The sequence below is a fragment of the Mesobacillus selenatarsenatis SF-1 genome (assembly GCF_000813125.1).
In the GTDB taxonomy this organism is placed as follows: Bacteria; Bacillota; Bacilli; order Bacillales; family Cytobacillaceae; genus Mesobacillus; species Mesobacillus selenatarsenatis.
The window spans coordinates 1-25,825 of record NZ_BASE01000046.1; the positions used below are offsets into that span (position 1 = coordinate 1).

26 protein-coding genes and 1 pseudogene are annotated in these 25,825 nt (G+C 43.1%); 16 read left to right on the forward strand and 11 right to left on the reverse strand.

The features are described 5' to 3' along the window. Positions 1 to 109: 109 nt before the first annotated feature. Positions 110 to 1,318, reverse strand: a complete 1,209-nt coding sequence (locus TY49_RS10595; RefSeq protein WP_041965887.1) for an MFS transporter — start codon at positions 1,316 to 1,318, stop codon at positions 110 to 112. Between the two features lie 279 nt (positions 1,319 to 1,597). On the opposite strand from TY49_RS10595, the gene TY49_RS10600 reads away from it, so the two are divergent. After that, positions 1,598 to 2,227 carry a cell wall hydrolase gene (locus tag TY49_RS10600; protein WP_232310438.1) on the forward strand — a complete coding sequence of 210 codons (630 nt, stop codon included), beginning with the start codon at positions 1,598 to 1,600 and terminating at the stop codon, positions 2,225 to 2,227. A gap of 337 nt (positions 2,228 to 2,564) precedes the next feature. After that, positions 2,565 to 3,083: a GNAT family N-acetyltransferase gene (locus TY49_RS10605; protein ID WP_041965888.1), complete on the forward strand. Its 519-nt coding sequence runs from the start codon at positions 2,565 to 2,567 to the stop codon at positions 3,081 to 3,083. A 47-nt stretch (positions 3,084 to 3,130) separates the two neighbouring features. On the opposite strand, the gene TY49_RS10610 is transcribed toward TY49_RS10605, so the two are convergent. From TY49_RS10610 to TY49_RS10630, 5 genes are all read right to left on the reverse strand, one after another. Further along, positions 3,131 to 3,421, reverse strand: coding sequence for a hypothetical protein (locus tag TY49_RS10610; RefSeq protein ID WP_041965889.1), 291 nt, complete (start codon positions 3,419 to 3,421; stop codon positions 3,131 to 3,133). Positions 3,422 to 3,426: 5 nt separating this feature from the next. Further along, a complete protein-coding gene (locus tag TY49_RS10615; RefSeq protein ID WP_041965890.1) occupies positions 3,427 to 3,810 on the reverse strand; it encodes an SHOCT-like domain-containing protein in 384 nt (127 codons plus the stop codon). Positions 3,811 to 3,821: 11 nt separating this feature from the next. After that, on the reverse strand, positions 3,822 to 4,187 hold the full coding sequence (locus tag TY49_RS10620) for a DUF2089 domain-containing protein (RefSeq protein WP_041965891.1): 366 nt from the start codon (positions 4,185 to 4,187) through the stop codon (positions 3,822 to 3,824). A gap of 154 nt (positions 4,188 to 4,341) precedes the next feature. Next, the gene (locus TY49_RS10625) at positions 4,342 to 5,169 is read right to left on the reverse strand and encodes a glycerophosphodiester phosphodiesterase (RefSeq protein WP_041965892.1); all 828 of its coding nucleotides are present in this window, start codon (positions 5,167 to 5,169) and stop codon (positions 4,342 to 4,344) included. A 156-nt stretch (positions 5,170 to 5,325) separates the two neighbouring features. Next, the gene (locus tag TY49_RS10630) at positions 5,326 to 5,772 is read right to left on the reverse strand and encodes a GNAT family N-acetyltransferase (RefSeq protein WP_052442158.1); all 447 of its coding nucleotides are present in this window, start codon (positions 5,770 to 5,772) and stop codon (positions 5,326 to 5,328) included. A gap of 136 nt (positions 5,773 to 5,908) precedes the next feature. Between TY49_RS10630 and TY49_RS10635 the strand changes: the two genes are divergently transcribed. From TY49_RS10635 to TY49_RS10655, 5 genes are all read left to right on the forward strand, one after another. Beyond that, entirely contained in the window at positions 5,909 to 6,541 is a 633-nt protein-coding gene (locus TY49_RS10635; protein WP_041965893.1) for a pyroglutamyl-peptidase I, read from the forward strand. 50 nt (positions 6,542 to 6,591) lie between these two features. Beyond that, a complete protein-coding gene (gene pxpB, locus TY49_RS10640) occupies positions 6,592 to 7,308 on the forward strand; it encodes a 5-oxoprolinase subunit PxpB (RefSeq protein WP_041965894.1) in 717 nt (238 codons plus the stop codon). 6 nt (positions 7,309 to 7,314) lie between these two features. Continuing rightward, complete coding sequence (locus TY49_RS10645) at positions 7,315 to 8,082, forward strand: LamB/YcsF family protein (protein ID WP_041965895.1); 768 nt, start codon at positions 7,315 to 7,317, stop codon at positions 8,080 to 8,082. Further along, positions 8,079 to 9,020 (forward strand): 5-oxoprolinase subunit C family protein, encoded by a 942-nt coding sequence (locus tag TY49_RS10650; protein ID WP_041965896.1) that lies wholly within the window; start codon positions 8,079 to 8,081, stop codon positions 9,018 to 9,020. Before TY49_RS10645 ends, TY49_RS10650 begins: the two co-directional genes overlap by 4 nt. Before the next feature lie 109 nt (positions 9,021 to 9,129). Next, positions 9,130 to 9,645, forward strand: coding sequence for a CBO0543 family protein (locus tag TY49_RS10655; protein ID WP_041965897.1), 516 nt, complete (start codon positions 9,130 to 9,132; stop codon positions 9,643 to 9,645). 615 nt (positions 9,646 to 10,260) lie between these two features. On the opposite strand, the gene TY49_RS10660 is transcribed toward TY49_RS10655, so the two are convergent. Next, positions 10,261 to 11,031, reverse strand: coding sequence for an RQC-minor-1 family DNA-binding protein (locus tag TY49_RS10660; RefSeq protein ID WP_041965898.1), 771 nt, complete (start codon positions 11,029 to 11,031; stop codon positions 10,261 to 10,263). 159 nt (positions 11,032 to 11,190) lie between these two features. On the opposite strand from TY49_RS10660, the gene TY49_RS10665 reads away from it, so the two are divergent. Both TY49_RS10665 and TY49_RS10670 read left to right on the forward strand, forming a co-directional pair. Further along, complete coding sequence (locus TY49_RS10665; RefSeq protein WP_232310439.1) at positions 11,191 to 11,667, forward strand: ArsR/SmtB family transcription factor; 477 nt, start codon at positions 11,191 to 11,193, stop codon at positions 11,665 to 11,667. Next, a complete protein-coding gene (locus tag TY49_RS10670) occupies positions 11,668 to 12,936 on the forward strand; it encodes an MFS transporter (RefSeq protein ID WP_041965899.1) in 1,269 nt (422 codons plus the stop codon). Between the two features lie 32 nt (positions 12,937 to 12,968). On the opposite strand, the gene rluF is transcribed toward TY49_RS10670, so the two are convergent. Continuing rightward, the gene (gene rluF / locus TY49_RS10675; RefSeq protein WP_232310441.1) at positions 12,969 to 13,682 is read right to left on the reverse strand and encodes a 23S rRNA pseudouridine(2604) synthase RluF; all 714 of its coding nucleotides are present in this window, start codon (positions 13,680 to 13,682) and stop codon (positions 12,969 to 12,971) included. A 158-nt stretch (positions 13,683 to 13,840) separates the two neighbouring features. Between rluF and TY49_RS10680 the strand changes: the two genes are divergently transcribed. The 7 genes and pseudogenes from TY49_RS10680 (at position 13,841) to buk (ending at position 22,983) form a co-directional block, all read left to right on the forward strand. After that, positions 13,841 to 14,275, forward strand: coding sequence for an SRPBCC family protein (locus tag TY49_RS10680; protein WP_041965901.1), 435 nt, complete (start codon positions 13,841 to 13,843; stop codon positions 14,273 to 14,275). Positions 14,276 to 14,521: 246 nt separating this feature from the next. Continuing rightward, positions 14,522 to 15,826, forward strand: coding sequence for a DUF2254 domain-containing protein (locus TY49_RS10685; protein ID WP_052442159.1), 1,305 nt, complete (start codon positions 14,522 to 14,524; stop codon positions 15,824 to 15,826). A 168-nt stretch (positions 15,827 to 15,994) separates the two neighbouring features. Further along, a complete protein-coding gene (locus TY49_RS10690; protein WP_041965902.1) occupies positions 15,995 to 18,235 on the forward strand; it encodes a sensor domain-containing protein in 2,241 nt (746 codons plus the stop codon). 131 nt (positions 18,236 to 18,366) lie between these two features. Beyond that, a pseudogene (locus TY49_RS10695) lies at positions 18,367 to 19,491 on the forward strand (NADH-dependent flavin oxidoreductase). A 406-nt stretch (positions 19,492 to 19,897) separates the two neighbouring features. Further along, entirely contained in the window at positions 19,898 to 20,968 is a 1,071-nt protein-coding gene (locus TY49_RS10700; protein ID WP_156972667.1) for a Glu/Leu/Phe/Val family dehydrogenase, read from the forward strand. A gap of 19 nt (positions 20,969 to 20,987) precedes the next feature. Continuing rightward, on the forward strand, positions 20,988 to 21,914 hold the full coding sequence (locus tag TY49_RS10705) for a phosphate acyltransferase (RefSeq protein WP_041965903.1): 927 nt from the start codon (positions 20,988 to 20,990) through the stop codon (positions 21,912 to 21,914). Positions 21,915 to 21,921: 7 nt separating this feature from the next. Beyond that, positions 21,922 to 22,983, forward strand: a complete 1,062-nt coding sequence (buk, locus tag TY49_RS10710) for a butyrate kinase (protein ID WP_198135610.1) — start codon at positions 21,922 to 21,924, stop codon at positions 22,981 to 22,983. Between the two features lie 209 nt (positions 22,984 to 23,192). Here buk and TY49_RS10715 read toward each other — a convergent pair whose 3' ends face one another. The 3 genes from TY49_RS10715 to TY49_RS10720 all read right to left on the reverse strand — a co-directional run bounded on the left by TY49_RS10715 (position 23,193) and on the right by TY49_RS10720 (position 25,808). Beyond that, on the reverse strand, positions 23,193 to 24,131 hold the full coding sequence (locus TY49_RS10715) for a ketopantoate reductase family protein (RefSeq protein ID WP_041965905.1): 939 nt from the start codon (positions 24,129 to 24,131) through the stop codon (positions 23,193 to 23,195). Positions 24,132 to 24,201: 70 nt separating this feature from the next. Further along, positions 24,202 to 24,354: a hypothetical protein gene (locus TY49_RS24970; RefSeq protein WP_198135611.1), complete on the reverse strand. Its 153-nt coding sequence runs from the start codon at positions 24,352 to 24,354 to the stop codon at positions 24,202 to 24,204. Between the two features lie 2 nt (positions 24,355 to 24,356). After that, entirely contained in the window at positions 24,357 to 25,808 is a 1,452-nt protein-coding gene (locus tag TY49_RS10720; protein ID WP_041965906.1) for a carbon starvation CstA family protein, read from the reverse strand. Positions 25,809 to 25,825: the final 17 nt, after the last annotated feature.

Sequence of the window (25,825 nt, forward strand, 5' to 3'; positions counted from 1 at the left end):
GAAGAAAAGTGTCCGTCATAAAGTTAATAGGCTGCATCTCCTGTTTTACTAACTCTTTTTATGCCGTAAATAAAAGCTGCCAGCTTCAAGTGGCAGCTTTTACAATGATTTACGACCTCGCGCTTTGCTCGGTTTCCGCGCTTGCTCTTAAATTGCGCGACCTTATGAAAAAGATTGTGGTCATCACGATTGACAATGCACCGAACATGACGCTCATATTCTGGAGTCCGACTGCATCGAGAAGGAATCCGGTCATCAACAGGACGACCTGGAAGAAGACGCGGTCCATCATATTCCGGAACGAGAAGAAACGGCCATGAAAATCTTTAGGCACTCTAGTCTGAAAGATGGTAGCGGCTGTCGGGAAGAAGCAGCCTACTGAAAATCCAAACAGCAGGAAGGCGATGATTGTAAGAACTGGCTGGTTGGCAAAATAGAGCATCAATTGCGACCAGCCGATCAGCATCGAGCTAGCAAACAAAATTTTATATGGTGAAAATTTATAGCTGATACGTTTGATCAAAAATGCGCCGCTCATGAAGGCGAGACCTTCGGCGGTATAAATCCAGCCTTTGATGGCAGTACTGTCCTGCAGCTCACTTATATTGATGACAACCAGGTTGAAGCCGCCCAGGAAAATAAGCGGAATCAAGGTCAAAATCAAGGTCATCATCACAATCGGCAGCTTGACGATGATAGGGAACACGTCTTTGAACCCTTGTTTTGGCTGACCATCTTTGACTGCAGAGGCCTTTTTGTTTTCATCAAACTGTAAAAACCAGGTCAGTCCGAACAGGACGATGTAGGCAGCCATCGAAAGGAGATACACAGCATTCAAAGGAATGGCCACAAGCAAAAGTCCTGCAGCGGCAGTCCCAATGATACGAGACAACGTGGACACATTCATATGGACTCCATTCAGCTGCAATAAGTCCTTCTCACTAACGACAAGCGGGATTGCTGCCTGGAGTGCCGGAAAGTAGAATGCGGCAGATATTTGCAATAACACAAGGAACACAAGCATCCACCATACTGAACTGGTTTGAATGGCAATCAGCATAAAAACGACACTGATGATTCGTACGAAACCTGATATCAGCATGACAGTCTTTTTGCTGTATTGGTCTGTCAATCTTCCTGCAAGAGGTCCGACTGCAATCCCAGCCAGTAATCCAGCAGCAAGCAACAGTGATTTTAAAAAGTCAGAAGGAATTTGTTCCTGCATAAACTCAAGGTTTCCAATGATTCCAAGCCATAGTCCTAACCCGGCTATAAACTCGCCGGTCAATAAAATCCAGACATTCTTATTTCTCCACATTTCCTTTGCCTCTCGGTTTCGATTATTTTTTACTTCTCCATAATTATCCGATAATTATAAACCTTCGTAAAGCTAAATATTTTTTTCAATATTTCCTAATAACGATAATTTGATGAAAAAAGATACGGGACTATGAAAATTGTACCAGTGTCATTTTACATTCTTTTGTACGAGTTTTTCCATTTGCACAACAGGGAAATGTATATGGATATGAAAAAGGAGGTGCATTTGGTTAGGCCACTGGAAATGATCATACATACAAGTTAAATGGAAATGGGAGTGGAGAGTTTGAAGAAGTACATAAAGAGTCTGGCAGCAGCATCCGTCATTTTTGCAATTGTTGGTTTTGGCCAGCCAGGAGCTCAGGCAGCGAGCATTGGAATGGGGTCAGTTGGATCAGATGTTACATATGTTCAATCCATTTTGAAGAAACTCGGCTATTTTAATACCCAGACAACCGGATACTATGGGCCAATCACTACTGAAGCAGTGAAGCAACTTCAAAGAGATTTTGGACTTGAACCGATTGGAGGCGTTGGCCCGCAGACATCGAAGCTTATTCAGGAAATCGAGATGATGGCTCATGTTGTTTATGGTGAATCCCGGGGTGAGAGTTACCAGGGACAAGTTGCAGTGGCATCAGTGATTTTAAACAGGGTAGATTCCAATGAATTTCCTGATACAGTTCAGGATGTTGTATTTCAAAGAAATGCCTTTACAGCAGTAAATGATGGCCAGTTCAATCTGCAGCCAAACGATACAGCTTACCATGCAGTAAAGGACGCCTTGCTCGGATGGGATCCTTCATATGGATCCGTTTATTACTACAATCCAAAGCTAGCGACTGATCAATGGATTTTTACGAGAACAGTGACCAAACAGATAGGCAATCACCACTTTGCATATTAAAGTGTTAAGCATCGGTTTCTTTAGAAACCGGTGCTTTTTATGCATTCAGAGGTAAAAAAAGGTACAGAATATTGTTTAGAAAGGACGACTCGATTTTTTCTGGGCTGGAATGTCCTAATACGAATCTTAGATAGCTATTCAAGCGGAGGGCGGGCATGTAAGTATTTCAATTTAGGAGGAATAGGAATGAAAAAAAGAAGGATGATCAATTTAAATTAAGCTATGAATCCGACGGGAAAATGGATAATAAGAAAAACGAAGAAAAGAAGAAGAATAAAAGTGCAAACTTTTTTAACATAACGCCTGACAGTGAATAATGGCAGTGAAGGAGCGCAAAATGGCTGAAGAACGGATTGAGAGGGCTACAGAAAACGATTTGGCTGTCATCGGCTCAATGTTTGCGGAATGCAAAGAGTACCTTGAGTCGAGAGGGATTTTACAATGGGATGAAAAATACCCTAACCATGAGTACTTCGAAAATGCCATGCAGGGTGAAGAGTTGTTTGTCTTGATAAAAGACGAGGACACCATTGGAGTGATGGTCCTTGATGAGTGGCAGGCTCCGGAATGGGAGAATGCCAATTGGTCTAAAACAGAAGGAAAGCCGCTGATTCTCCACTCTTTTTGTGTCGACCCATCTGCACAGGGTGGCGGGTATGGCAGCAAGATGCTGCAGTTTGCCGAGGAATTTGCGAAGGATCACGGATATGGTGCGCTCCGGCTAGATACCTACTCCGGAAACGAGGGCGCGGTCTCCTTTTATGAAAAAAGGGGTTATACAATTACCGGAAGAGTAATGATGAATGGAAAGCCAGAAGGACATGAATTATATGTTTGCTTTGAAAAATTGTTTTGAAAAAGAAACCCTGTCTTCGCTGCAAATGGAGGCAGGGTTTCTTGCTTTCATAGTTTTACAATGACCTCAGTACCATCATGCAATTTCGCATCAACAAGCACAGTTCCTTTGTGATTGCTCAGTTCACGGATCATTTCATTCATCAGCTGCTTGTTTAGTATAGTATCGAAAATTGCATCGGGGACATGTTTATTTTTAGAATCCTGATTCGCCCATTTGTGCATCTGGTTCCTGAATTTTTTAGAAGCAAGAATGGAACTGGCAGTTTTTATGATTTTGTAAGGGACTGGGAGGAAGAATGCGATCTTATTAGAAGTTTTTATTTTTATTTTCAGCATACGTTTTACTCAATGACGACTTTAACTGTATCGCCGTTTGCTGATTGGATGTCAACGATGTTGCCGTCCAGTTCATTTTCGATTGCATCGATCAGCATGTTGACGTCAAGGTCCTTGACGTACTGTTGGGATTGAGGGATACCTGCGGCGATGCTGTGACCCGTTTTGAGAAGTGCTTTTACGAGCTTGATCGGCACATTGACGTTCACATTGTCATTTGCCTTGGATGCAATCCGGATTTTTAATGTTTTATCTAAGTATTTCTTTTGTTTGGTAGGCAAGGCAGGCGTTTCTTTTTCCTTGAGTACGGCAATCAACTGGGCACCTTTCTCGGAATCTATTTTTCCTTCTTGTACCATTGTTAAAATCTTTGAAATTTCTTCACTCATCATAATTCCCCCTATTCACCTTTTAAAAGTTTGATCGCATCTTCTGGAGAAATTTCACCCTTCTCCAGCATCGCAACGATTTTCTTCTCATCGAGCTCATTTTTCTTTTGAGTGTCATATCCCAAGGCGGTGATAATATCGTTAAGCTTTCCTCGGACGGTAGGATAGGAAATGCCGAGTTCTTTTTCCACTTCTTTAATATTTCCGCGGGATACAAGGAAGGTTTCGACGAACTGTAGCTGTTCCTTTGTTAAAGATGCAAGCTTTGAAAGTTCGAATTCATTTTCAATGGTCGTATCACAGTGATTACATTTTAACTTGGTAATTTTGAGGGTTTGGCTGCAAACAGGACAATTCGTTAATACAGGATATACCATGACTGCCTCCTTTCGGTTGTGTTTAGGTATATATTATATGTATTAATTAAAAATGTAAATATTTAATTTAATAATTATTAATAAAATTAATTTTATAATTAAATATATAAAAATCAAATTAAAAAACCTGTCCTAATCAGGACAGGTTTTAAGCTTAATTGCGCGGATCGACATAATCAGGATAATCCGTAATAATACCATCCACCTTCATATCAATCAGGAATTGAGCTGCTTCAGGGCTTCTTACTGTCCAAGATTGAATCTCCATTCCAAGGTTGTGGACTTTATCGACAAGTTCCTTTGAAACGAGTCCATAACTGGGATTGAACAAATCAGCGTATTTTGCGAATTCTTGAAGCGCAGCATCCGTCGTATAGAGACTTGAATAGGTTAAGACACCAATTGGTACTTTTGGAAGCAATGCATCCATCTTTTTCATGGATTCAAAGTTAAAAGATTGGATAATAATCTTGTCATTTTGAGGCTTGTCCAGGTTTCTTTCCGTCAATTCCTGCGCCACTGCTTCTTCGATTCCAGGATAAAGCTCAGGTGCCTTCAATTCTATTAATATGCCAATTTTTCCGTGATAGCGATCGAGTATCTCTTTGAAGGTAGGAATTTTTTCACCGGCAAATTGCTCGCCTTTGAAGCTTCCGGCATCCAGACTTCGCAGCTCTTCTAGCGTCAAATCACCAACACGGCCAGTACCATCTGTTGTCCGATCTACAGTAGTGTCATGAATCACGACCAATTCGCCATCTTTGCTGCGCTGAACATCGATTTCAATGTAATCCGCCTTCATTTCCAGGCCCTTATCAAATGCAGCGATTGTGTTTTCCGGTGCATAACCTGCAGCCCCGCGGTGTGCGACAGTATCGAACTGCCTCAATTCACCAGTGGTAGGTTCAGCAGCAAAGACCTGCTGAAAAGGACTAAGCATAAGGGTTAAGGCAACTCCAGTTCCGATTAATGTTTTTTTCATTTCTCCATCTCCTCTGCATGATTTATGTAACAGTGATAGATTAACGGAGAAATGTTTAGCCCCTATTTCAATTTTGTTTAGAGAGAGTAAGGGATTTATAAAATTATTTAGGAATATTTCCTTGAGGTTATTTACAATTGGATGAGTAATTCTTCCCTATATTTCTACCCTCATAAATTTATGGACTTCCTTGAAGCCTATTTTCTCGTATAAGCGAATAGCTTTTTCGTTAAAAGAAAATACATTCAGGCGGACATCATTGTATCCGAGGTGTTTGAATTCGACCAGACTTTGCTCAATCAAGGATTCTGCGACGCCATTCTGTCTGAACTCCTGTTTTACATATACATCACTGATCCATCCAATCTCCTTATGTGTGAACCAATCCAGGCTCCGGTCCACCAGCACCCAGCCAAGCAAAAACTCCTGAGTTCTGGCAACAAGAAAATAAGCCCCATGGTCCAGGGAATTCTCGTAAGATGCTATCATCTCTTCTTTGTTATTATCAGCCTGTATCCCAGTAGCCTCGGCCCTGTTCACACCCGCCAAGCTAAAAATCTCTTCCAATTCACTTTGTGTAGCTTTGCCGTATTCTATTTCCACTTAATCACCTATTATTTATTAGAATATTAAAACTAAACCAAATTTTACGAGTTTAAATGGTATATATCCATAGTTAACTATAGTAAAATTTTTAATACATCCAATTAAGTTTAAACCGTGAAACGAGGTCTGCTAAATGAAAGTTCTAATATCCGGCTTTGAGCCGTTTGGCAAAATGAACATCAATCCTACTGAGGAATTGTTGCACGAAGCGGAAAGTTTTGAAATTGAAAATGTGGAAATCTCAACAATCCTATTGCCGGTCAATTATGATGAGTGCGCGGAAGAACTAATAAAAAAGATGGATGATATCCAGCCGGATGTGGTGATTTCCTGTGGTCTGGCGGCAGGCAGGACGGCGATTACTCCGGAGAGGATCGGAATCAATGTAAAGGATACGGGTTCTGGTGATCCTTATCCTGATAATAAAGGGAAGATCCCAACAGATGAAATGATTGATGAGGATGGACCGGATGGATTATTCGCCACCTTGCCCAACCGTCTGATCGAGAAGAATCTGAAGGAACTGAACATTCCTGCAGCTGTGTCAAACAGTGCCGGTACATTTATTTGCAATAATACCTTATATGCTGTTTTAAATCATATTCGAAAAAATAATTTGAGCATCAAGGCTGGATTTATCCATTTTCCCGCATCGACGAAAATGTCAGCCATCAATCCCTCACTGCCGTCATTGCCCCAGGAAACAATGGCCCAAGCACTGAAGGTGATTGTTGAAACATGTGCCACGGTTGGAGTACGAAAATAAGAGAGGATGCCAGATGAAACTTGTCTGGCATTTTTAAAAGGAGAGAAGGGATGGAGTTTAAAATTTCGCCTCTGGGTGATGTGGCTGTAGTTTTGTCATTTGGTAATGAAATTAATGAAAGAACGAACAGGCAAATACAGCTTTTCGTCAGCAAGCTGGAAATAGAAAAGATTAGAGGCATCATAGAATGGGTGCCTGCCTATACATCTCTAACGATTTATTACCAACCTGAGATGATCGCCTATGAATCTCTCAAAGCTGAGCTTGAAAAAGTCAGCCTGTCTCCCGGGGAGTCTAAATCAGACAGGAAGTTCGTCTATGAAATACCAGTCTGTTATGGCGGAGAATGGGGCGTGGATTTGGCTTATGTTGCTGATTATCATGGAATGGAGAAGCAGGAAGTCATCGATATTCATGCAAACAGGGAATACCTCATCTATATGATGGGATTCATGCCTGGGTTTCCGTATCTGGGAGGCTTGCCTGAAAAGCTGGCTGTGCCGAGACTCGAGAAGCCAAGGCAGAGTGTGGTGCCCGGTGCTGTCGGGATTGGCGGAAATCAGACAGGTATTTATCCTGCTGATGTTCCTTCAGGATGGAGGATCATTGGTACCACTCCTGTTACCTTGTTTTCTCCGGAGAAGGAGGAGCCATTCCTGTTCGGTTCAGGTCAATATATTAAATTTGTACCAATCAGTGAGGAGCAATTTTTAACGATAAAACAAATGGGCGATACATACGAGGTAAAAAGGATTGAAAAGAGGTGATGTAAAGTGTTTAGTGTCGATCTTAATTGTGATTTAGGTGAAAGCTACGGATTATTTAGAATTGGCAATGACCAGGAAGTGTTAAAGCATATCACTTCTGCCAACATCGCCTGTGGGTATCATGCCGGTGATCATAATGTCATGATGGAAACGGTGAAAATGGCAAAAGTATTTGGAGTGAAAATTGGTGCGCACCCTGGCTTTCCTGACTTGCATGGTTTCGGCAGGAGAGAAATGAAGATAAGTGCCGATGAAATTTACAATCTGACTATATACCAGATTGGCGCTCTTGTTGCGATAGCGAAAACTTGTGGAACAAAAGTCGTTCATGTAAAGCCGCATGGCGCACTGTACAATATGGCTGCAAAAGATAAAGAAATCGCCGATGCCATTGCGGGGGCAGTGGCAGACACCGATCCAACATTTATTTTATTCGGACTTGCAGGCAGCTGTCTTGTGAAAGCGGGAGAGGAAAAAGGTTTGCAAGTGGCGCATGAAGTGTTTGCAGACCGTACCTATCAGCCTGATGGTTCGCTGACGCCGCGTTCGGAGACCAACGCAATCATCCACGATCCAAGTTTAGCAATAAAAAGAGTGGTTAGGATGGTACGTGAAGGAAGAATTGAGGCAGTCGACGGGACAGAGATTGAAATCAAGGCAGATACCATTTGCATCCATGGAGATGAACCACAGGCCCTTGATTTTGCAGTAAGGTTAAATGAAGCTTTAAAAACTGAAGGAATAGAAGTAGGCAGAGGCTGGGATTCTCTATGACGGAATTTCTTTTTAAAGTCCTTAAGCCCGGCCTGCAGACAACAATACAGGATTTAGGGAGAACGGGTTATCAGCAGTATGGCATCAGTCCTTCAGGGGCGATGGATCCCTATTCCTTGCAAATGGCCAACCTCCTGGTCGGGAACCCTCTTCATGAGGCAGGGCTGGAAGCTACGATGCTCGGACCCAGTCTTGAAGCAATGACGGATGTGTCGGTTGCCATTTGCGGCGGGAATCTGCAGCCAATGGTGAACAAGAAAAAAGTATCGATGTGGAAAAGCTTTGTTTTTAAAAAAGGAGATATTCTGTCATTCGGTAAAGTGGAAAGCGGGACAAGGGCGTACATTGGCTTTGCCGGCGGAATTGATGTCCCCCTCGTGCTAGGCAGCAAGTCCACGTTTATAAATGGCGCCATGGGCGGTTTTAATGGCCGGGCACTCGAGGCAGGGGATATTGTACATGGAAGGCCTTTTGTCCGGAAAAATCGTTTTTTACATAAAGAATTTATACCTGAATATAATGCCCAGCTTGTAATTCGGGTGATTCTCGGCCCTCATCTGGAAAAATTTCATCCTGATGCCATAAAGCGATTCTTATCAAATGAATACACGATATCACCCCAGTCAAACAGAATGGGCTTTCGCCTTGAAGGTCCCGAGCTTGGCCACATTGGCGGAGCCGATATCATTTCTGATGCCATTCCAGCAGGAGGAATCCAGGTACCGTCAAACGGGCAGCCAATCATATTGATGGCAGAACGGCAGACGACTGGCGGATATGCCAGGATTGCGACAGTGATTTCTGTCGATCTTCCCCTGCTTGCACAGGCGATGCCTGGAACAAAAATTGGCTTTGCTGAAATCACCATAAAAGAAGCTCAGGAGCTTTATCGGAAGCAGAGAAAACTATTCAATGTCCTTTCTATTGTTTCTAGATAACTACCTTTTAGTGAGACCTGACTATTCAATATCAGGTCTTTTTGAATTGTATAAAAACTTTTCTGCTGGAAATAACTGATAAAATCAGTATTTTCGGGGAGAGAGAAGCATGTATCTATTATTGGTCATAGCAGTCTGGATTTTTTTCGCTTATAAATTTGTTGATTGGTCACAATGGAAAAGGCAATACTCAACTATTCTATTTTTTATGATGGTGAACCTGCTCTACAACACACTTTATTATAATCACACTTTATGGGCATTCCGTGGAATAACAGCTGATTGGCTGAACCACTCGATTATCAATATCGCGTTCACTTTTTTCATCTGTCCGGTAGGGTTGATGATTTATCTGCAGCGGTTTCCATCCACTAGGAGGAATCAGCTGATCTATGTCGGCATATGGGTAGCCTTTTATACGATCATTGAGGCTCTATTCGCTCACAGGGGAATGTATGTTTACGATAATGGCTGGAACAGCTGGCACAACATTTGGCTGAATTTGATTTTGTTTGTGGTCCTGTGGATACATTATCGGAAACCGGTGATCGCATGGATCATCTCTATCCCGCTAGCGATCATTTTCTATTTATTTTTTCCGTTCCCACTGGACAGCCTAAAGTAAAGGCTTTTTTCTCAAACTTTGTTGCTATTGAATACACAATTGGATTGAATTACCTATATTCCTTCTTAAAGTTAATGCTTCTATTGAGAAAAGAGCATGGAACTTCTTACCGACCTGCAAAATGGGGGGGGAATATTACGTTAAAATCGGCTTTAGGATTTTAACAACAATCTTTACGAAAACAGCCCAAAGTAAAAGAGGTGGCTTAATTTGTTGATACAAAATGTATTGTCAGCACCTGTGTTTCTCGTTTTGCTATTCCTGACTTATATCGCAATGTGGCTGTATATCAGCAGGCATGAGGTCAGAAGGGGAAATAAAGATAAACATTAAACAGGTATAATTTCAGGAATATGCTGTTGATTTCTAGATTTGGGAATATTTTTTAAAAAATCAGGAATATTACGATTCATGGTGCCATATTAAAGGCTAAAAACACGGTGGAAAGATTCCACCGTGTTTTTAAGTTCCGATTCCCTCACCAAGACGATGGGAAGGGATGATATTTGTAGACATCGTTGTTTTTATGCCAAAAATAATACTCGGCTTCAAACCAAGTAGCAGTAATATCTATGTTTTATAAAAGTGTAGTGTCTGAAATTTATGGCCAGAGCCTTAATCAATAACTCGAACTACGTCATTGCCACAGTTTTTGCATTTTCCTTCAAGCACAACACTGTCGCGGAAACCCTTGATTACATATTTCTCAATTTGCACGGTGTCCATGCAATGTCCGCAAAAAACGTTCCGTACGAGCAGCTGACGAACATCAGAAGGAATCATAAGCCATTTTTTATTTGCCTCAAAAGGGCTCGATTCATCCGTGTTCTGCGGTTTGTTTGAATTTCCTTTATCCAGTTTCTGTAGGACTTCGCGGATCCTTTCTGGAATAGGTTTGAAATTCTCAAGCTCCAGCCATTCTATCAGGATGTCGATCAGTTCCTTGCTGTCTCGCTTTTCAATGAGGTCGAGTAAATCCATTTTTAATTCTGGATGCTGACCAAGGATGAAATCCACATACTCATATCTCCCAAACTCAGCAGCCAGAGCGAACTCGGTGTAGATACTCTCTGCCAATTCATCTTTAACAAAGTCCCATCCTTTGTCCGTATACATAAGCAGTGAGAGCTTTTCGTCTGTCGTCAGGTAGCCATTAGCTAACACCCATTCAACCTTCTCCATGACTTCCTTCTGTTTTATGTCTGCAAATGCGCCGTACATAGGGGAATGATGGAGGTCAGCTGTATAAATCCTCTTATCTTTTGAGCCTGAAAGAATCTTGCCAAGCAGGCCTTTCCCGCCGTACATAATGATTTCATTAGCAGCGAGCAAAATTGTGGTAAGCTCTTCTTCGCTTAATGGGTTCCTCGTATTATTTTTGTTCATTTAAAAAACTCCAATCAGTGACCGTTATGTGATTATTACACCATACTTCATTCTTCCATGCTAGTCTCATTGGAGTTATTCTAAAAAAATATTGCATTCTAAAAAGTTAGAACGTAAAATAAAAATAGAACATATGAATATATTGGAAGGTGAATTGAGTTGGAATATACAAAGAAAACAATGGAAGTGAATCTTGAGCAGCAAAAGTTGATTTCTAGTCCATTGCGAGTAAAAATCATTTATTTGCTTGCGATGAAGGCAATGACGGCAAAGCAGGTTGCGGATGAACTCGGGAAGTCAGCTGGCAGCATTCATTATCACATTCAGCAGCTGTACAATGGCGGGATTCTTGAGCTTGAGGAAACGAAAGAAAATCGAGGCATCATTGAGAAATACTATCGTTCGAAGGCCACTCATTTTAACTTGAAGAATGAGGGAGCGGTTCCGAATTCAGAATCAGTGATTAGTCAGGGAACATACGTATCTTTGACTGAGGAAGACAAAAAGGAACTGCAGGCTGATATTGATTTATTATTCTTGAAATATGTTAAAAAATCTGCAGGTAAAAGTGAAAAGGATAAAATTTCATATGAAATTAATTTTTCCTTGAAGAAGGAGAAAGAGGAGGAGAGATAATTGGAACGCGCAGTTAAAAAAAATCTGATTCTGTTTCTCGTCGGTAAGGTCACTGCGGTCCTCGGTTCATCGATTTACGCTTTCGCCATCGGGCTGTATATCCTTGCAGAAACAGGATCGAGCTTGAATTTTGCCTTCACACTGGTGCTTAGCATGCTGCCGCGGATTCTGCTTGCTCCGGTTGCGGGTACCTTGAGTGACCGTCTTGACCGTAAAAAAATCATCATCTCCTCCAATTTTGCCAGTGCCATTTGGCTGGGAGTGATTTTAGGAGCTTTCACGTTTTTCTCGCAGGAAATTTGGATTTTGTATGTTGCGACAACAGGATTGAGCATCATTAGTACCTTCTATTCAATAGCCGTTACCTCTTCGATCTATAATATGGTGGGTCCGGACTTCCTTCAAAGAGCGATGTCCCTGAACCAGGCAGCGATTTCCCTTTCAGCTATTTTAGGCCCGGTGCTTGGCGGAGTCTTCTTTGGCATCATTCAACTACACCTCTTCATGGCATTGAACATACTAACTTATATCTTCTCAGCATTTGCGAGCATCCTCATAGAATACAATCTTTTTTCAAAGAAAACGGAAAACAAAAAATCAACTAGCATGTCCGAGGACCTGAAACAAGGAGCTTCCTATATTAAAGCTCAGCCATTTCTCCTCCACCTGGTGATCCTCAGTGTCTGGCTGAATTTTTGGTTTGCAGTATTTCCCGTAGCCATGCCTTATTTAGTTTTAACAGTCAGGGAAATGTCCCCGGTCCAGCTTGGAATCATTGAAGGGGCATTCTCTATCGGGATGCTGGTCATGGCGCTCATCCTGTCAGCGAGGAAGGAAATCAGGAGGAAGGAGTTATCAATCACTGGAGGCATGGTTTTGCTATCCGTTGTATTGATGATGATCGGGCTCCCTGCAGTCCCAGTCTTCATGGGACTGTCAAACGTAGTTATCTTCGGCTTTTTGATGAGTATGGTCCTGATTCTGTCAGCATCCATCATGTTTATCAATACACCAGTGAGTGTCCTTTTACAAAAAAATACACCTGATGAATATCGGGGAAGGGTCATGTCCCTCCTTGAAACAGGGGCAAGTGCGATGACACCATTAGGATTTATCCTGTTTGGTTTCCTGCTTGAAAAATTGCCCGTTTGGCTGCTGCTGGCAGTGTGTGGATTCAGCCTGTTCGCTATGGTTTTCTATCTTTACCGTGGAAAAATGTTCCTCAAGCTGCTGAGGGAGGAAGACCAGCCCAGAGCGGCATCTATCTAAAATAAAAAGGATGAGCAGGGTCGCTCATCCTTTTACCATTCCTTAGGCTCGTAATTCAAGTCACTGAAAAGCTGCCTTTTTTCTTTCTTTGTCAGGTCACGCCATTGACCAATTGGCAGGTTTCCAAGGTGGATGTTCATGATTCTGATGCGCTGCAGCCTGACAACCTGGTATCCAAGAGTTTCACACATCCGGCGGATTTGCCTGTTCAATCCTTGGGTAAGGATGATATTGAACTCGTATTTTGATAATTGGACGACCTTTGCTGGAAGAGTTTTTGTGCCAAGAATCCTTACGCCTTCTGACATCGCCTTGATGAATTCTGGAGTAATCGGTTTGTCCACGGAAACGATATATTCCTTTTCATGCTTGTTTTCGGCGCGGAGGATTTCATTGACGATATCACCGTCATTTGTTAGCAGAATTAAGCCTTCTGAATCCTTATCAAGTCGTCCGATGTTGAAAATCCTTAGCGGGTGATTGACAAGGTCGATGATGTTGCCCTTCACATGCCTTTCCGTTGTGCTTGTAATCCCGACAGGTTTATTCAAAGCAATATATACATAGTTTTGTGCCATCCTGATTTCTTCGCCATTCAGGCGAACGACATCTCCAGGCTCAACCTGGCTGCCGATTTTCGCAACCTTTCCATTGATAGACACGCGACCTTCCTCAATGAGCCGGTCCGCGCCCCGCCTTGACGTTTTACCAGTTTCGCTGATGAATTTATTGATACGCAGGTTAATCCCATCCTTAAATATGAAGTATACATTTAAGAATATTCCACTGCTGGGTTATTTTCAAGCTTCCTGTGGTCAATCCTTAGGAAACTGCAAACGAATTGATGAATCTGGCTCAAACTATATTATAATGTTCAAAAAGGCTGTAACTTGGAGGAATTATATTGGTAGACGTCCTGACTGAAATAGAAATAAAATCCCCGGTTGATCAGGTATCAGATTACGCAGCGAATCCTGACAATGCTCCTGAATGGTATGTGAATATTGATAGTGCTGAATGGCTAACAGAGAAACCATTGAATCTTAGTTCGAAAATTGCTTTCAAAGCCAAGTTCCTTGGCCGGGAACTTGCTTATATTTATGAGATTGTAGAGTATGATCCCGGAAGGAAAATGGTTATGCAAACCTCAGAAGGGCCATTTCCGATGAAGACGACATACACATGGAATGCAGTTGACGCAAACACAACACGGATGACACTGAGGAACCAAGGAGAGCCAACAGGTTTTTCAAAACTGGTTTCACCTTTTATGGCTTCAATGATGAAAAAGGCAAATATGAAGGACCTGAGAAACCTGAAAGAAATTTTGGAAGGATAAAAGCAAAAGCATCAAAGAAGAGAACCGCTTCTTTGATGCTTTTTATTGTTAACTATATGTCATAATATAAACTGCGTCCAGCTCCTAGTACCACTGGACGCTTTTGATGTCCGAGCAATAAAATTTACGAAAAGAGCTTATAGTAAAGTAGTAGAAACCCTATTAAATATAGCAGAAAGGATTAAACATCCCCTAAATGGTCTAAATAAGTAAGGAAAGAGTTGGTAACTTAAGGGGCTGGAAAGTATGTTGAAAAAGATTGTTTTACGAATAAGGGAAAGTATGTGGCTGAGACCGGTCATTTATAGTGTATTGGCATTCCTGCTGGCTTTGGCCGTGATTTATATCGATCATAATGAGCTGGCACAGGGAATAGTCCCTTCGTTTTTGCTGACTAATGTTGAGTTGGCACAGACAATTTTAGGTTCGATTTCTGGGGCGCTGCTGACGATGACGACCATCACCTTTTCGACGATCATGGTCGTGCTTACTACATATTCATCTCAATTTTCACCGAGGACGCTGAGTAACTTCGTTGAGGATCCTGTGACGATGCGGGTGCTCGGAATCTTCATGGGCGGCTTCGTATACTCGATTCTGTCGCTGTTGTTCATGAGTGAAACTTGGTATGAGAGCCAGGTGATCTCAGCTACGGTTGGAGTCTTCATTGCGTTCATTTGTCTCGCATTCTTCGCCTATTTTATCCATAATGTCGCAACCTCCGTCCAGGTGAGTACGCTGATTCGGGAGATTACTGAGGGCGCATTAAAGGTCATTAGAAGACAGGAAGATACATTGGAAAGTGAGTACACGAACGTAATAGACGACAGAAAAGATGCTGGTTTCACCTATGAATATGTTCGGGATGTAAAATGCAGAGGGTTCGGTTATGTTCAGCTGACCGACTATCAGGGACTATTGAAATATGCATCTCAGAACGAACTTGGGGTTGAAGCCAATTTCTTGAACGGTGATTTTATGACAGAGGACAGCATTGCCTTCAGAGTCCATCATAGCGGTGAAATCAACGAGGATATTGATGCCGTCCTGAATCAATACTTAAAGCTGGGTAAAGAGCGGTCATCAATCCAGGATCCTGAATTTGCGCTTCAGAAGATTGTGGAGGTTGCTTTAAGGGCCATCTCACCAGGAATTAATGACCCAAACACCGCAAGAGTCTGTATTTCCTATTTGGGCATGGCCTTGTCCCATCTATGCCGTGTCCGTTCGAATGGGCGCTATATAGCCTATTATGATGAAGATATGCAGCCGAGGTTTATCGGGAAGCAAAAACGGACTATGGACATCTTGTATTTATCCTTTTACCAAATTGTCCATTATGGGAGTCAGGACTTTTCCATTCTTACAGCCCTCATCGACGCTTTTCTATTGATCGGAAAAACAGCTGACGATTCCTTGAAGAAAAGCATTTGGGAGTTGTATATTTACAGCATGGAAAAGTTCGATTCAAACGAGTTGAAGGACCTCGACCAAATCTATTTGAACGAAAAAAAGCGTGAATTATCAACGGTGCTGGGGATAGCTCTTTGATACTTCACCTTTTTTACCAGTTTTGAAAATGGCAAAATTCATCAGTTTTATGGGCCATTTGGAATAATTCCATTGTGCGCGACCTAGTATGTTTGTTATGTTAATAAAGGAATATTTAGTATTTTTTTCAAGACAATCATGCGGCGTGGCACTGGGGGAAATGTTTGAATGGGCAGTGACGGAAAGATACAAAGATACACCGGATTATCTATCATATTTTTTCTTCTGTTCGCGGAGTTAATTGATTGGCTGACTTCATTTTATTTTCCCATAAGTGAAGGTGTTGGCTATTTGATTGATCTGGCTGTCTCCTTTGTTTTTATCGCATTGGTCTTCCGGGTATTCAAAGCGGTGAAAAATACAGCAGAGGATTTAGAAGGACATAAAAAGCGACTAAAAAGCATTTTTGATACTCTGGATGTCGCGATCTGGTCACATGATCTGAAAACGGACACATTGCTGATAACCTCTGGTATCGAAAAATTATACGGACATTCGTCTGAAGAGTTTTATAATGACAACACGCTCTGGAAAAAAGTCATCCACCCAGAGGATCTGCGCATTTTAGCTGACAGGGAAGATGGATTATCAAGAGGAGAAGCAGTCACCAGTGTGTATCGAATCATTCGCCCCGATGGAGAAGTGCGCTGGATTCAGGATAGAGGCATTCCCGTCATTGATGAAAACGGAAATTTTGTTGATTTTACCAGTGTCCTTTTCGACATTACCGACCGGCAGGAAAGTGAAGGGCGCTATCGAAGCCTTGTGGAAATGTCGCCCGATTTGATTGCTGTATACAGCAGAGGAAAGCTGGATTATATCAATGAAGCCGGATGCAAATTGTTCAAGGCAAAAAGTCCAGAGGAATTAATCGGACAGCCGATATCCAAGCTTATTCCCCTTGATGTACTGGCTCATATAAAAAATCGTGAATTAACAATAGATGAGGATTTTGAGGAAAAATTGTGGTTCGAATTTAAAGCAACACAAATAGACGGACAAAAAATTGATGTCGAAATGTCCGCGATGCCGATTTTATACGAAGGAAGAATGGCTGAACAAATTGTTGGCCGTGACCTGACGCAGCGCAAGAAGGCGGAAAAAACCATTAAATATATGGCCTATTATGACGTTCTTACCGGACTGCCGAATCGGAATATGGTCAGGAAGCACCTGAATGCTGCACTATCAAACGGCAACGGGAATCTCGCAGTACTCTTTCTTGATCTCGACCGTTTCAAGATTATCAATGATACGAAAGGCCACCGTGTTGGCGACCTATTGTTAAAGGTTGTTGCCACCAGGTTGAAAAATGCGGTCAAAGAGCAGGGGCTTGTAACACGCCAGGGCGGTGATGAATTCATCATTGTACTTAAGGATTTCGGGAAGGAACAAGTCGTTGAAGTCGCAGAAGGAATCCTTAATGAATTTAATGAAGGGATTACCATCGAAGGCCAGGAGTTCTTCGTGACCCCAAGCATTGGAATCAGCATGGCACCAGAGGATGGTCAGGATGAGGAAACGCTGATCAAGCATGCTGATACGGCGATGTATCTCGCAAAAGATCGCGGGAAGAACAACTACCAGTTTTATACCGACAAGCTGCACGGACTCTCCTCGCGAAAAATGGAGTTGGAAAATGGCCTTAGAAAAGCGTTGGAGCAAAACCAGCTTATGCTCCATTATCAGCCACAGGTAAATCTGGAAACCGGGGAAATCATCGGGGTAGAAGCACTTGTGCGCTGGGTGCATCCTGAGAAAGGCATCATCTCACCAGCTGAATTTATCCCTATGGCCGAGGAAACGGGATTGATCGTTCCTCTTGGTAAATGGGTGCTGGAAAAGGCGGCTGCGCAAAACAAAGAATGGCAGGAGAAAGGCTACAGCCCAATACCGATGTCAGTAAACATATCTGTTCGCCAGCTGCAGGAAGATACTTTCATTGATTGTGTAAAACAGGTAATGTTCGATACTCAGCTAGCACCAAATTATCTGGATTTTGAAATCACAGAAAGTGTCATGCAGAACAGCGAGAAAACAGCTTTGATTCTGGACCAACTAAAGGAGCTTGGCGTAACACTCGCGATTGACGATTTTGGAACCGGATATTCATCATTAAGCTTACTGAAGCATTTTCCGATTGATAAAATAAAGATCGACAAATCATTCGTTGATGATATCACACAGCATTCCAACCAGGGAGCGATGGTCAAGACGATCATTGACATGGGACACAATCTTAAATTCAGTGTTATTGCAGAAGGTGTAGAGGAACAGGAGCAGGTTGAATTTCTGCTTAAAAACGGCTGTGTGGTTGGACAAGGCTATCATTTCAGCAGACCGTTGCCAGTGGAAGCGATTGAAGAATTGTTTATGGAAAATAAAAGACGTGGAGGCATTCTGCAGTAGCAGAGTGTCTTTATTTTTAACACCAGGAAGGGACTTGTTTTCAAAAAGATTGTAAATAATAATCTGGATGTTTAACAGAAGAAAGTTTAGGCTATTACACTTTCGTATACTAAAGAAGGAGGATTACATCAATGAATGAAAAGTATAAACCATTATTTAATTCATTTACGTTCCCTAATGGTATTAACCTGAAAAATAGACTTGTCATGGCGCCGATGACCAATTTTTCGTCGAATGAGGATGGAACCGTAACGGACGCAGAGGTAGAATATTACGCACGCCGTTCGAATGGCGTAAGCATGGTTATTACTGCGTGTACATATGTAACCCGCAATGGAAAAGGGTTTCATGGAGAATTCGGTGCCGATAGTGATGAAATGATCCCAAGCCTAAGGAAGCTGGCATCTGCGATAAAAGCTGAAGGTGCTAAAGCGGTACTGCAAATTTTTCATGGTGGCCGTGAGTGTCCACCCGAGCTTGTGCCAAACGGAGATATTGTCAGTGCGAGCGATGTTCAATCAGAACGCAACAGCGCGAAAGCACCACGAGCATTGACTGGAGAAGAAGTGGAAGAGATCATTGCTGCGTTTGGGGAGACCACCCGGAGAGCGGTTGAAGCAGGCTTTGATGGTGTAGAGATTCATGGAGCCAACGGCTATTTGATTCAGCAATTCTTTTCGCCACATTCAAACAAGCGTGATGATCAATGGGGAGGGTCGCTGGAGAAAAGGATGGCATTCCCGCTGGCGGTTGTGGATGAGGTGAAAAGAGTAACCGCAAAGCACGCAAAGGACCCGTTTATCGTCGGATACAGATTCTCGCCAGAAGAACCTGAGGAGCCGGGGATAACAATGGCTGACACATTGGAACTAATTGATGCCCTGGCTGAAAAAGACTTAGATTAGTTGCATGTTTCGTTAAATGATTTCTGGTCAAAGCCAAGAAGGGGTGTCGATGATGACCGTTCAAGGATGGAAATCATCCAAGAGCGCGTGGGAAGCAAAGTTCCTGTCATAGGTGTCGGCTCACTTTACAGCGCAGAAGATGTTATGAAGGCATTTGAAACAGGAGTGCCCTTGCTCGCGTTAGGCCGCGAACTCATCATGGACCCAGACTTTGTCGAAAAGGTTGAAACTGGCCGTGAAAATGAAATCGAAACAAAGATCGATACAGGTGCACAGGCCCGGCTTGTCGTTCCGGATCCATTATGGCAGGCAATCGTAAATACACCAGGCTGGTTTCCAGGCGTTCAATAATAAATTTGCTGAAAAAAGAACCAAAGTTGCTGCTTTGGTTCTTTTTATCGTTCATTTTAGATGAAAATCCTTTAGCAGAAGCAACTTATTGGCGAAAATTCGATTTTATTGGCGATATTTTAATTTTATTGGCGAAAAAATGAATTTATTGGCGGAGTTCACAGGTTTATTGGCGATTTTATGATTTTATTGGCGAACTGGAAATTATCCTCGATTTTTTCCATTTGAATTGCCATAGAAGTGTAAGATATATCACCGTAAGCAGCAGTTTAAGTCTTTATAATGAAAATATGTAAGGGCTTACATTAATTTGTTGATCTGGAAACTACCTATACTGACGCAGCTTTGCCAGGTTCGATTACGGGAGGGGATGTTTGTGTTGCTAACGGAAGAACAGAAAATGGTGCTGGATATTTTTGAAGAAATGAAAAACGAGGGGCATGAACAAGTGATCTTCAACTATGACAAGGCAACTGGATTGAAGTCGATTGTCGCCATCCACGATACGACGCTTGGTCCGGCGCTAGGGGGGTGCCGGATGTGGGATTATGAATCGACTGGAGAAGCGCTTCGAGATGTTCTGCGCCTTTCGAAAGGGATGACTTATAAATGCGGCGTTTCGGGTGTGACTTATGGAGGCGGGAAAGCGGTTATTATCGGTGATCCCAAGTCGGAAAAATCGGATGAGCTTTTCCAGGCTTTCGGCTCATTCATTGAAACATTAAAGGGCCGCTTTTACACAGGAACGGATGTCGGTACGGTTGGCATGGATTTCGTATCTGCATCAAAGCAAACATCGTATCTTGTCGGCTTGCCTGAAGAATATGGAGGCAGCGGGAATTCTGCTGTTATTACTGCCTTTGGTGTGTGGAAGGCAATCAAAGCAACTGCAAAAGAGATTTTTGGAACGGACTCACTTAAGGACCGGCAAATTGCCGTTCAAGGTCTTGGAAAGGTAGGCCGCTTTCTGGTAGGGCACCTTCATGAAGAAGGAGCGAAGCTGATTGTCACTGATATTTTTGAAGAGAATGTAATAGAAGTTAGAGAGCAATACCCAGATATCGAAACAGTTGAACCACTTGATATTTACAGCGTAGAATGCGACATTTTTTCACCAAATGCTTTGGGCGCAGTTATCAATGACATCACGATCCCAAAACTTAATTGCCTCGGAGTTGCCGGAGCAGCGAATAATGTTCTGGCAGAAGAACGCCACGGCGACATGCTGCACCAGAAAGGCATCCTATATGCTCCGGACTATGTGGCCAATGCGGGCGGCTTGATCCAGGTGGCAGATGAACTTCACGATTACAGCAAGGATCGGGCGTTCAAGAATGCGAGCATGATCTATGATATTCTCGGAAAAATCTACAAAATCTCCAAAACTCATGATATACCAACGTATAAAGCCGCAAATATATTAGTAGAAGAGAAGATTGAAAAAATCAGCAGAATCCAGAGCAAGTATACAGGTTAAGCAACAGGAGGTGAGAAGCATGCGCTATAAAAGCTTTAAAAATGTCATTGATGCTGCACGAACAAGACCGCCCGTAAAAATGAGCATCGCAGCTGCACACGACCGAGATGTGCTTGAAGCTGTTAAAGTGGCTGTGGAACTCGGAATCATTGAACCTTATCTAGTCGGCGACCCGCAAAAAATCTTTGAGCTGGCAAGGGAACTCGACTTTTCTGTTGAGGAATATCCTGTTTATCCGGCCTATACTGAAAATGAAAATGCGTTTATTGCTGCCAAACTGGCAAGCGATGCTCAGGTGCAGGCAATCATGAAAGGCTTCGTGAATAGCACACCATTTTTAAAAGGGGTGCTTCATAAGGAGCTCAATTTAAAAACTGGCTCTGTTATCAGCCATATCTCCGTGTTCGACATCCCGGGTGCTGATCAGCTTATTAGTATGAGTGATGGCGGTATTAATATAGCCCCAGATTTTCAGCAGAAGAAGCAAATCATCCTGAATGGTGTCGAGTTCCTCGACAGAATTGGAGTGGACCGGCCGCGGGTAGCGATTTTAGCAGCGAACGAACGAGTCAGCGAGAAGATGCCAGTGACCGTGGAAGCCGACCATCTGGCCATGCTAATTAAAAATGAATCGAGTAAGCCTATTTTGATAGAAGGACCGCTTCCGCTGGACCTCGCCATCAGCAGGGGATCTCTTCTGCATAAAGGACTGGAAAGCGAGCTTGAGGGAGCAGCCGATCTGCTCATTGTCCCAACAATTGAGGCAGGAAACTTCCTTGGCAAGGCGATCACTTATTTTGCCAAGGGGACGATGGCAGGAATCGTGCTGGGTGCGAAAGTACCGCTCGTATTAAACTCCCGGTCAGATACAGCAGAGGCAAAATTGGCTTCGATTGCACTGGCCGTCGTTGCGGCATCCAATACAACGGTCAGCGTTGGAAGATAGGAGAGTTATGATGAAAATCCTTGCAATAAATCCAGGTTCCACTTCTACCAAGCTAGCAGTTTATGAAGGCGAAAAATTACTTTTTGATGAAACCATCCGACATGCTGATGCTGAAATCATGAAGCTGCCAGAACTGGCCGACCAGCTGCCATACAGGCTTGCGTCCATTATGGAGGCTTTACGATTGAAGGAATTCAAGCCTTCAGAGCTCGACGCGGTCGTTGGCCGGGGCGGCATGCTAAAGCCAATGGACAGTGGAACGTATTTTGTAGATAACCATCTGCTAGATGATGCACGCTCAGGGAAATATGGCAATCATGCATCGAACCTGGGATCCATTATCGCAGCGGAGATAGCTGGAACTCATCAAATACCTGCCTATATAGTTGACCCAGTATGTGTCGATGAACTGATGGCTGAAGCAAGGATCTCCGGTCTGGCTGATATAGAAAGGAAAAGCCATGTCCACGCTCTCAATATCAAGGCCGTTTCCCGGAAAATTGCAGCGGAAATCGCGAAGGATTTGGGTGATACAAACTTTGTTGTGGCTCATCTAGGCGGCGGCATTTCAGTCGCTGCGCTGCGCAATGGCCGGATCATAGATGTCAATAATGCCGAAAATGAGGGGCCGTTCTCTCCTGAAAGAGCGGGCGGCCTGCCGGCAAAACAGCTCGTCCAGCTTTGTTTTTCAGGGAAATATCCCGAAAAGGAATTGCTTCAGAGGATGACAAAGCAAGGTGGGGTGTTTTCCTATCTGGGCACCAAAAATCTCATGGAAGTAGAGAAGCGAGCTGTTGATGGTGACTCGGAGGCCGGCCTTATTATAAATGCAATGTTACATCAGGTCGGGAAAGAGATTGGTGCGATGGCCACGGTACTTGAAGGGAAGATCGACGGAATCATTCTTACCGGGGGAATCGCCCATTCAGATATGATTACGGGTTTGATTCAGGAGAAAATCAGTTTTCTAGGAAAAGTTTTCGTGCTGCCTGGTGAAGCGGAAATGGAAGCACTGGCTGCCGGAGCTTTCAGAGTGATGAACGGACAGGAAAAAGCGAAAACCTATTAAAAAGTGCCTGAGCCTATGTGTCTTGCGAGGACACATAAAGGCTCAGGCACTTTTTTTTGTTTAGAATGATAATTTTATTCTGGAAATAGCATTTAAAAACAGGGTTTTACTCAAGTAAATAGACTTATTGCTATAAAAACAAAAGTCTAATAGAAAGTAAATAAAGAAATTTATTCGCAAAAAACAGCCTCTTATTAGCAAACTGGAAGTTATCGCTGGTTTTTTCCAGCCGCAAGTCCACTCTCGTAGATCTTCACATTTGCATAGATGCCAGAAAGAACCGGTGCCATCAATTCCAACTTTTCAGCATTCTCCAACAAGTAACCAAATAGGTGATCAGCTTCTGTCAGCAGTGATTTTTCCATATCGCGCTGCAGGGAGGATTTCATTCCATGACCGATTTCCTTCAATCTTCCCAGTGTGGTCTCCATAGCTCCTTCTGCTAGCGTTGCACCGATTGTCTCCATGATTGCCGCAGTTTCATGAACCAGGTTCTCGATTGTTTTCCAGCCATGCTCCTGATCCCGAATTGGACCGATTGGCGACCTGAAGAGGGAGGTGATGCCGCTAAGTGATGTGATGAATAAGTATTTGTGCCACATCTCCTGGTCAATTTTTTCAGAAAGGCGTAAGCTTGCTTTCGTTCCGATGAATGTTTCTTCAAGCTTCAAGATTCGTTCCGTTTTTACACCATTCCGTTCACCGAAGACGAAATCATGAATGGGGCTGGTGTGAACGATTTTTCCATCTTGAGTAAGGGTAGTTTCGATAAAGCATAGGCCACCAATTACCTTTTCAGGTCCGAAGGCTTCAGTAAGCACATCAAGATGCGCAATTCCGTTCAGTAATGGCAGGACCATCGTCTTATCTTCAACGTAAGGCTTGATATCCTCAATGGCACTCTCCAGATGATAGGCCTTGGTAGAAACAAGAACTACGTCAAATGGTTCCACATTTTCCCCTGCCAAAACAGTCTTAGGTTCTGTAAAGTGCATATCCCCATGAATGCTTTCCACCACCAACCCATTTTCACGAAGCTGCTGCTGGCGCTTTTCACGGACCAAAAATGTGACATCTTCTCCTTTTTCCAAAAGGCGGCCGCCGAAGTAACCGCCAATTGCTCCTGCTCCCACGATTAATATTTTCATATCCATCAACCTCCTAGACTATGTAAAAGTGCACGCCTGGAATCAAGCGTGCACAATCCTTGTCTTATTGTTATACGAGAAAGGCTGCGAGCAGCCCTCCTGCAGTAATGAAAACAATGATGATTTTTGCGAAAAGGGGAAGCTGCTCTTTCCCTTTGTCATTAACTTGTGCTTCTTTCTCATTGACCGATTTGCGGTATTCCGGACTGCAGCATCCGCTCATCGTTACGCCACCTTGTTATAGTTGGAAATATCTTCTTCGAGCGGAATATTTTTAGCTCGTGCTTTTTTAGCAGCGTTAAAGAAAATAACCGTGATGGCGACTGTAACAATTAATGCTCCGATATTGGATACTGTCAGCGACTGGCCGAATCCGATTGGGGCATTAAGGATGTAGGAAGTCGTAGCTGCTGTCATGAACATACCAGGAATCACGGCGATCCAGTAGTTCTTTTTGGCGATGAACAGGTACATGGCACCAACCCAAAGCGCGATTACCGCAGTTGATTGGTTAGCCCAGGAGAAGTATCTCCAAAGAAGCGTGAAATCCACTTTTGTCAAAGCGAATGAGATAACGAATAATGGAACAGCAATCCATAGACGGCTAGCGATTTTCTTCTGTGAAAAATTGAAGTAGTCAGCAATGATCATACGCGCACTGCGGAAAGCAGTATCACCTGATGTGATTGGAAGTACGATTACACCAAGAACTGCAAGAGTTCCGCCAATTGCACCAAGCATTGCTGTTGAAGCTTCACTTACGATAGCAGCAGGTCCGCCGTTTGCAAGCATGTCGTTCAGGCCGTTGTAGCCGTCGAACAAGCTCATTGCAGCCGCAGCCCAGATCATTGCGATGACACCTTCAGCAATCATCATGCCGTAGAAAATTTTACGGCCATTCTTTTCATTTTGCGTTGTACGTGAAATGATTGGTGTTTGTGTTGCATGGAAACCTGATAGAGCGCCACATGAAATTGTTAAGAACAATAGCGGGAAAATCGCTGCATTACCAGGGTGGAAATTTGTTAATGATAATTCAGGAATCGGTGCACCAGTGATGACAAGCATTGCGCCTACTCCGACTGCACTGATCAACAGCAATGCGCCGAAGATCGGGTAGAAGCGTCCAATGATTTTATCAACAGGTAGCAGCGTCGCTAAAATGTAGTAAACAAAGATTGCCCCGATAATAAGGCCCATTGTTACTTTTCCATCCATTAAATTGTGAAGCAAGCCAGCTGGAGCTGTAACGAATACGGTTCCAACTAAAAGTAAAAGAAGAATTGCGAATGCATTAACCACATGCTTCATGACTTTGCCAAGGAATTTTCCTGCAAGTTCAGGAAGGTGAGCGCCTCGGTTACGGATTGAAATCATCCCTGTTAAATAGTCATGTACAGCACCAGCGAAAATTGCGCCAAGAACGATCCAAAGGAAAGCAACCGGTCCGTAAAGCGCTCCCATGATCGGCCCGAAAATAGGTCCGACACCAGCGATATTAAGAAGTTGAATCAGAGAGTTCTTTGCTGTGGACATTGGAACATAGTCAACGTCATCCTTATGTGTATAAGCCGGAGTGGAACGAACCTCGTTCACGCCGAAAACCTTTTCTACAAACTTGCCATACGTGAAATAACCAATAATTAAAAGTGCAATACCAGTTAGAAAGGTATACATATGGAACCTCCTCAAAG

Bases quoted from the DNA above. Each gene is read 5' to 3' on its own strand.
- TY49_RS10595 (WP_041965887.1), bottom strand. From the start codon at position 1,318: ATGTGGAGAAATAAGAATGTCTGGATTTTATTGACCGGCGAGTTTATA.
- TY49_RS10605 (WP_041965888.1), top strand. From the start codon at position 2,565: ATGGCTGAAGAACGGATTGAGAGGGCTACAGAAAACGATTTGGCTGTC.
- TY49_RS10610 (WP_041965889.1), bottom strand. From the start codon at position 3,421: ATGCTGAAAATAAAAATAAAAACTTCTAATAAGATCGCATTCTTCCTC.
- TY49_RS10615 (WP_041965890.1), bottom strand. From the start codon at position 3,810: ATGAGTGAAGAAATTTCAAAGATTTTAACAATGGTACAAGAAGGAAAA.
- TY49_RS10620 (WP_041965891.1), bottom strand. From the start codon at position 4,187: ATGGTATATCCTGTATTAACGAATTGTCCTGTTTGCAGCCAAACCCTC.
- TY49_RS10625 (WP_041965892.1), bottom strand. From the start codon at position 5,169: ATGAAAAAAACATTAATCGGAACTGGAGTTGCCTTAACCCTTATGCTT.
- TY49_RS10635 (WP_041965893.1), top strand. From the start codon at position 5,909: ATGAAAGTTCTAATATCCGGCTTTGAGCCGTTTGGCAAAATGAACATC.
- pxpB (WP_041965894.1), top strand. From the start codon at position 6,592: ATGGAGTTTAAAATTTCGCCTCTGGGTGATGTGGCTGTAGTTTTGTCA.
- TY49_RS10650 (WP_041965896.1), top strand. From the start codon at position 8,079: ATGACGGAATTTCTTTTTAAAGTCCTTAAGCCCGGCCTGCAGACAACA.
- TY49_RS10655 (WP_041965897.1), top strand. From the start codon at position 9,130: ATGTATCTATTATTGGTCATAGCAGTCTGGATTTTTTTCGCTTATAAA.
- TY49_RS10660 (WP_041965898.1), bottom strand. From the start codon at position 11,031: ATGAACAAAAATAATACGAGGAACCCATTAAGCGAAGAAGAGCTTACC.
- TY49_RS10685 (WP_052442159.1), top strand. From the start codon at position 14,522: ATGTTGAAAAAGATTGTTTTACGAATAAGGGAAAGTATGTGGCTGAGA.
- TY49_RS10690 (WP_041965902.1), top strand. From the start codon at position 15,995: ATGGGCAGTGACGGAAAGATACAAAGATACACCGGATTATCTATCATA.
- TY49_RS10705 (WP_041965903.1), top strand. From the start codon at position 20,988: ATGCGCTATAAAAGCTTTAAAAATGTCATTGATGCTGCACGAACAAGA.
- buk (WP_198135610.1), top strand. From the start codon at position 21,922: ATGATGAAAATCCTTGCAATAAATCCAGGTTCCACTTCTACCAAGCTA.
- TY49_RS10715 (WP_041965905.1), bottom strand. From the start codon at position 24,131: ATGAAAATATTAATCGTGGGAGCAGGAGCAATTGGCGGTTACTTCGGC.
- TY49_RS24970 (WP_198135611.1), bottom strand. From the start codon at position 24,354: ATGAGCGGATGCTGCAGTCCGGAATACCGCAAATCGGTCAATGAGAAA.
- TY49_RS10720 (WP_041965906.1), bottom strand. From the start codon at position 25,808: ATGTATACCTTTCTAACTGGTATTGCACTTTTAATTATTGGTTATTTC.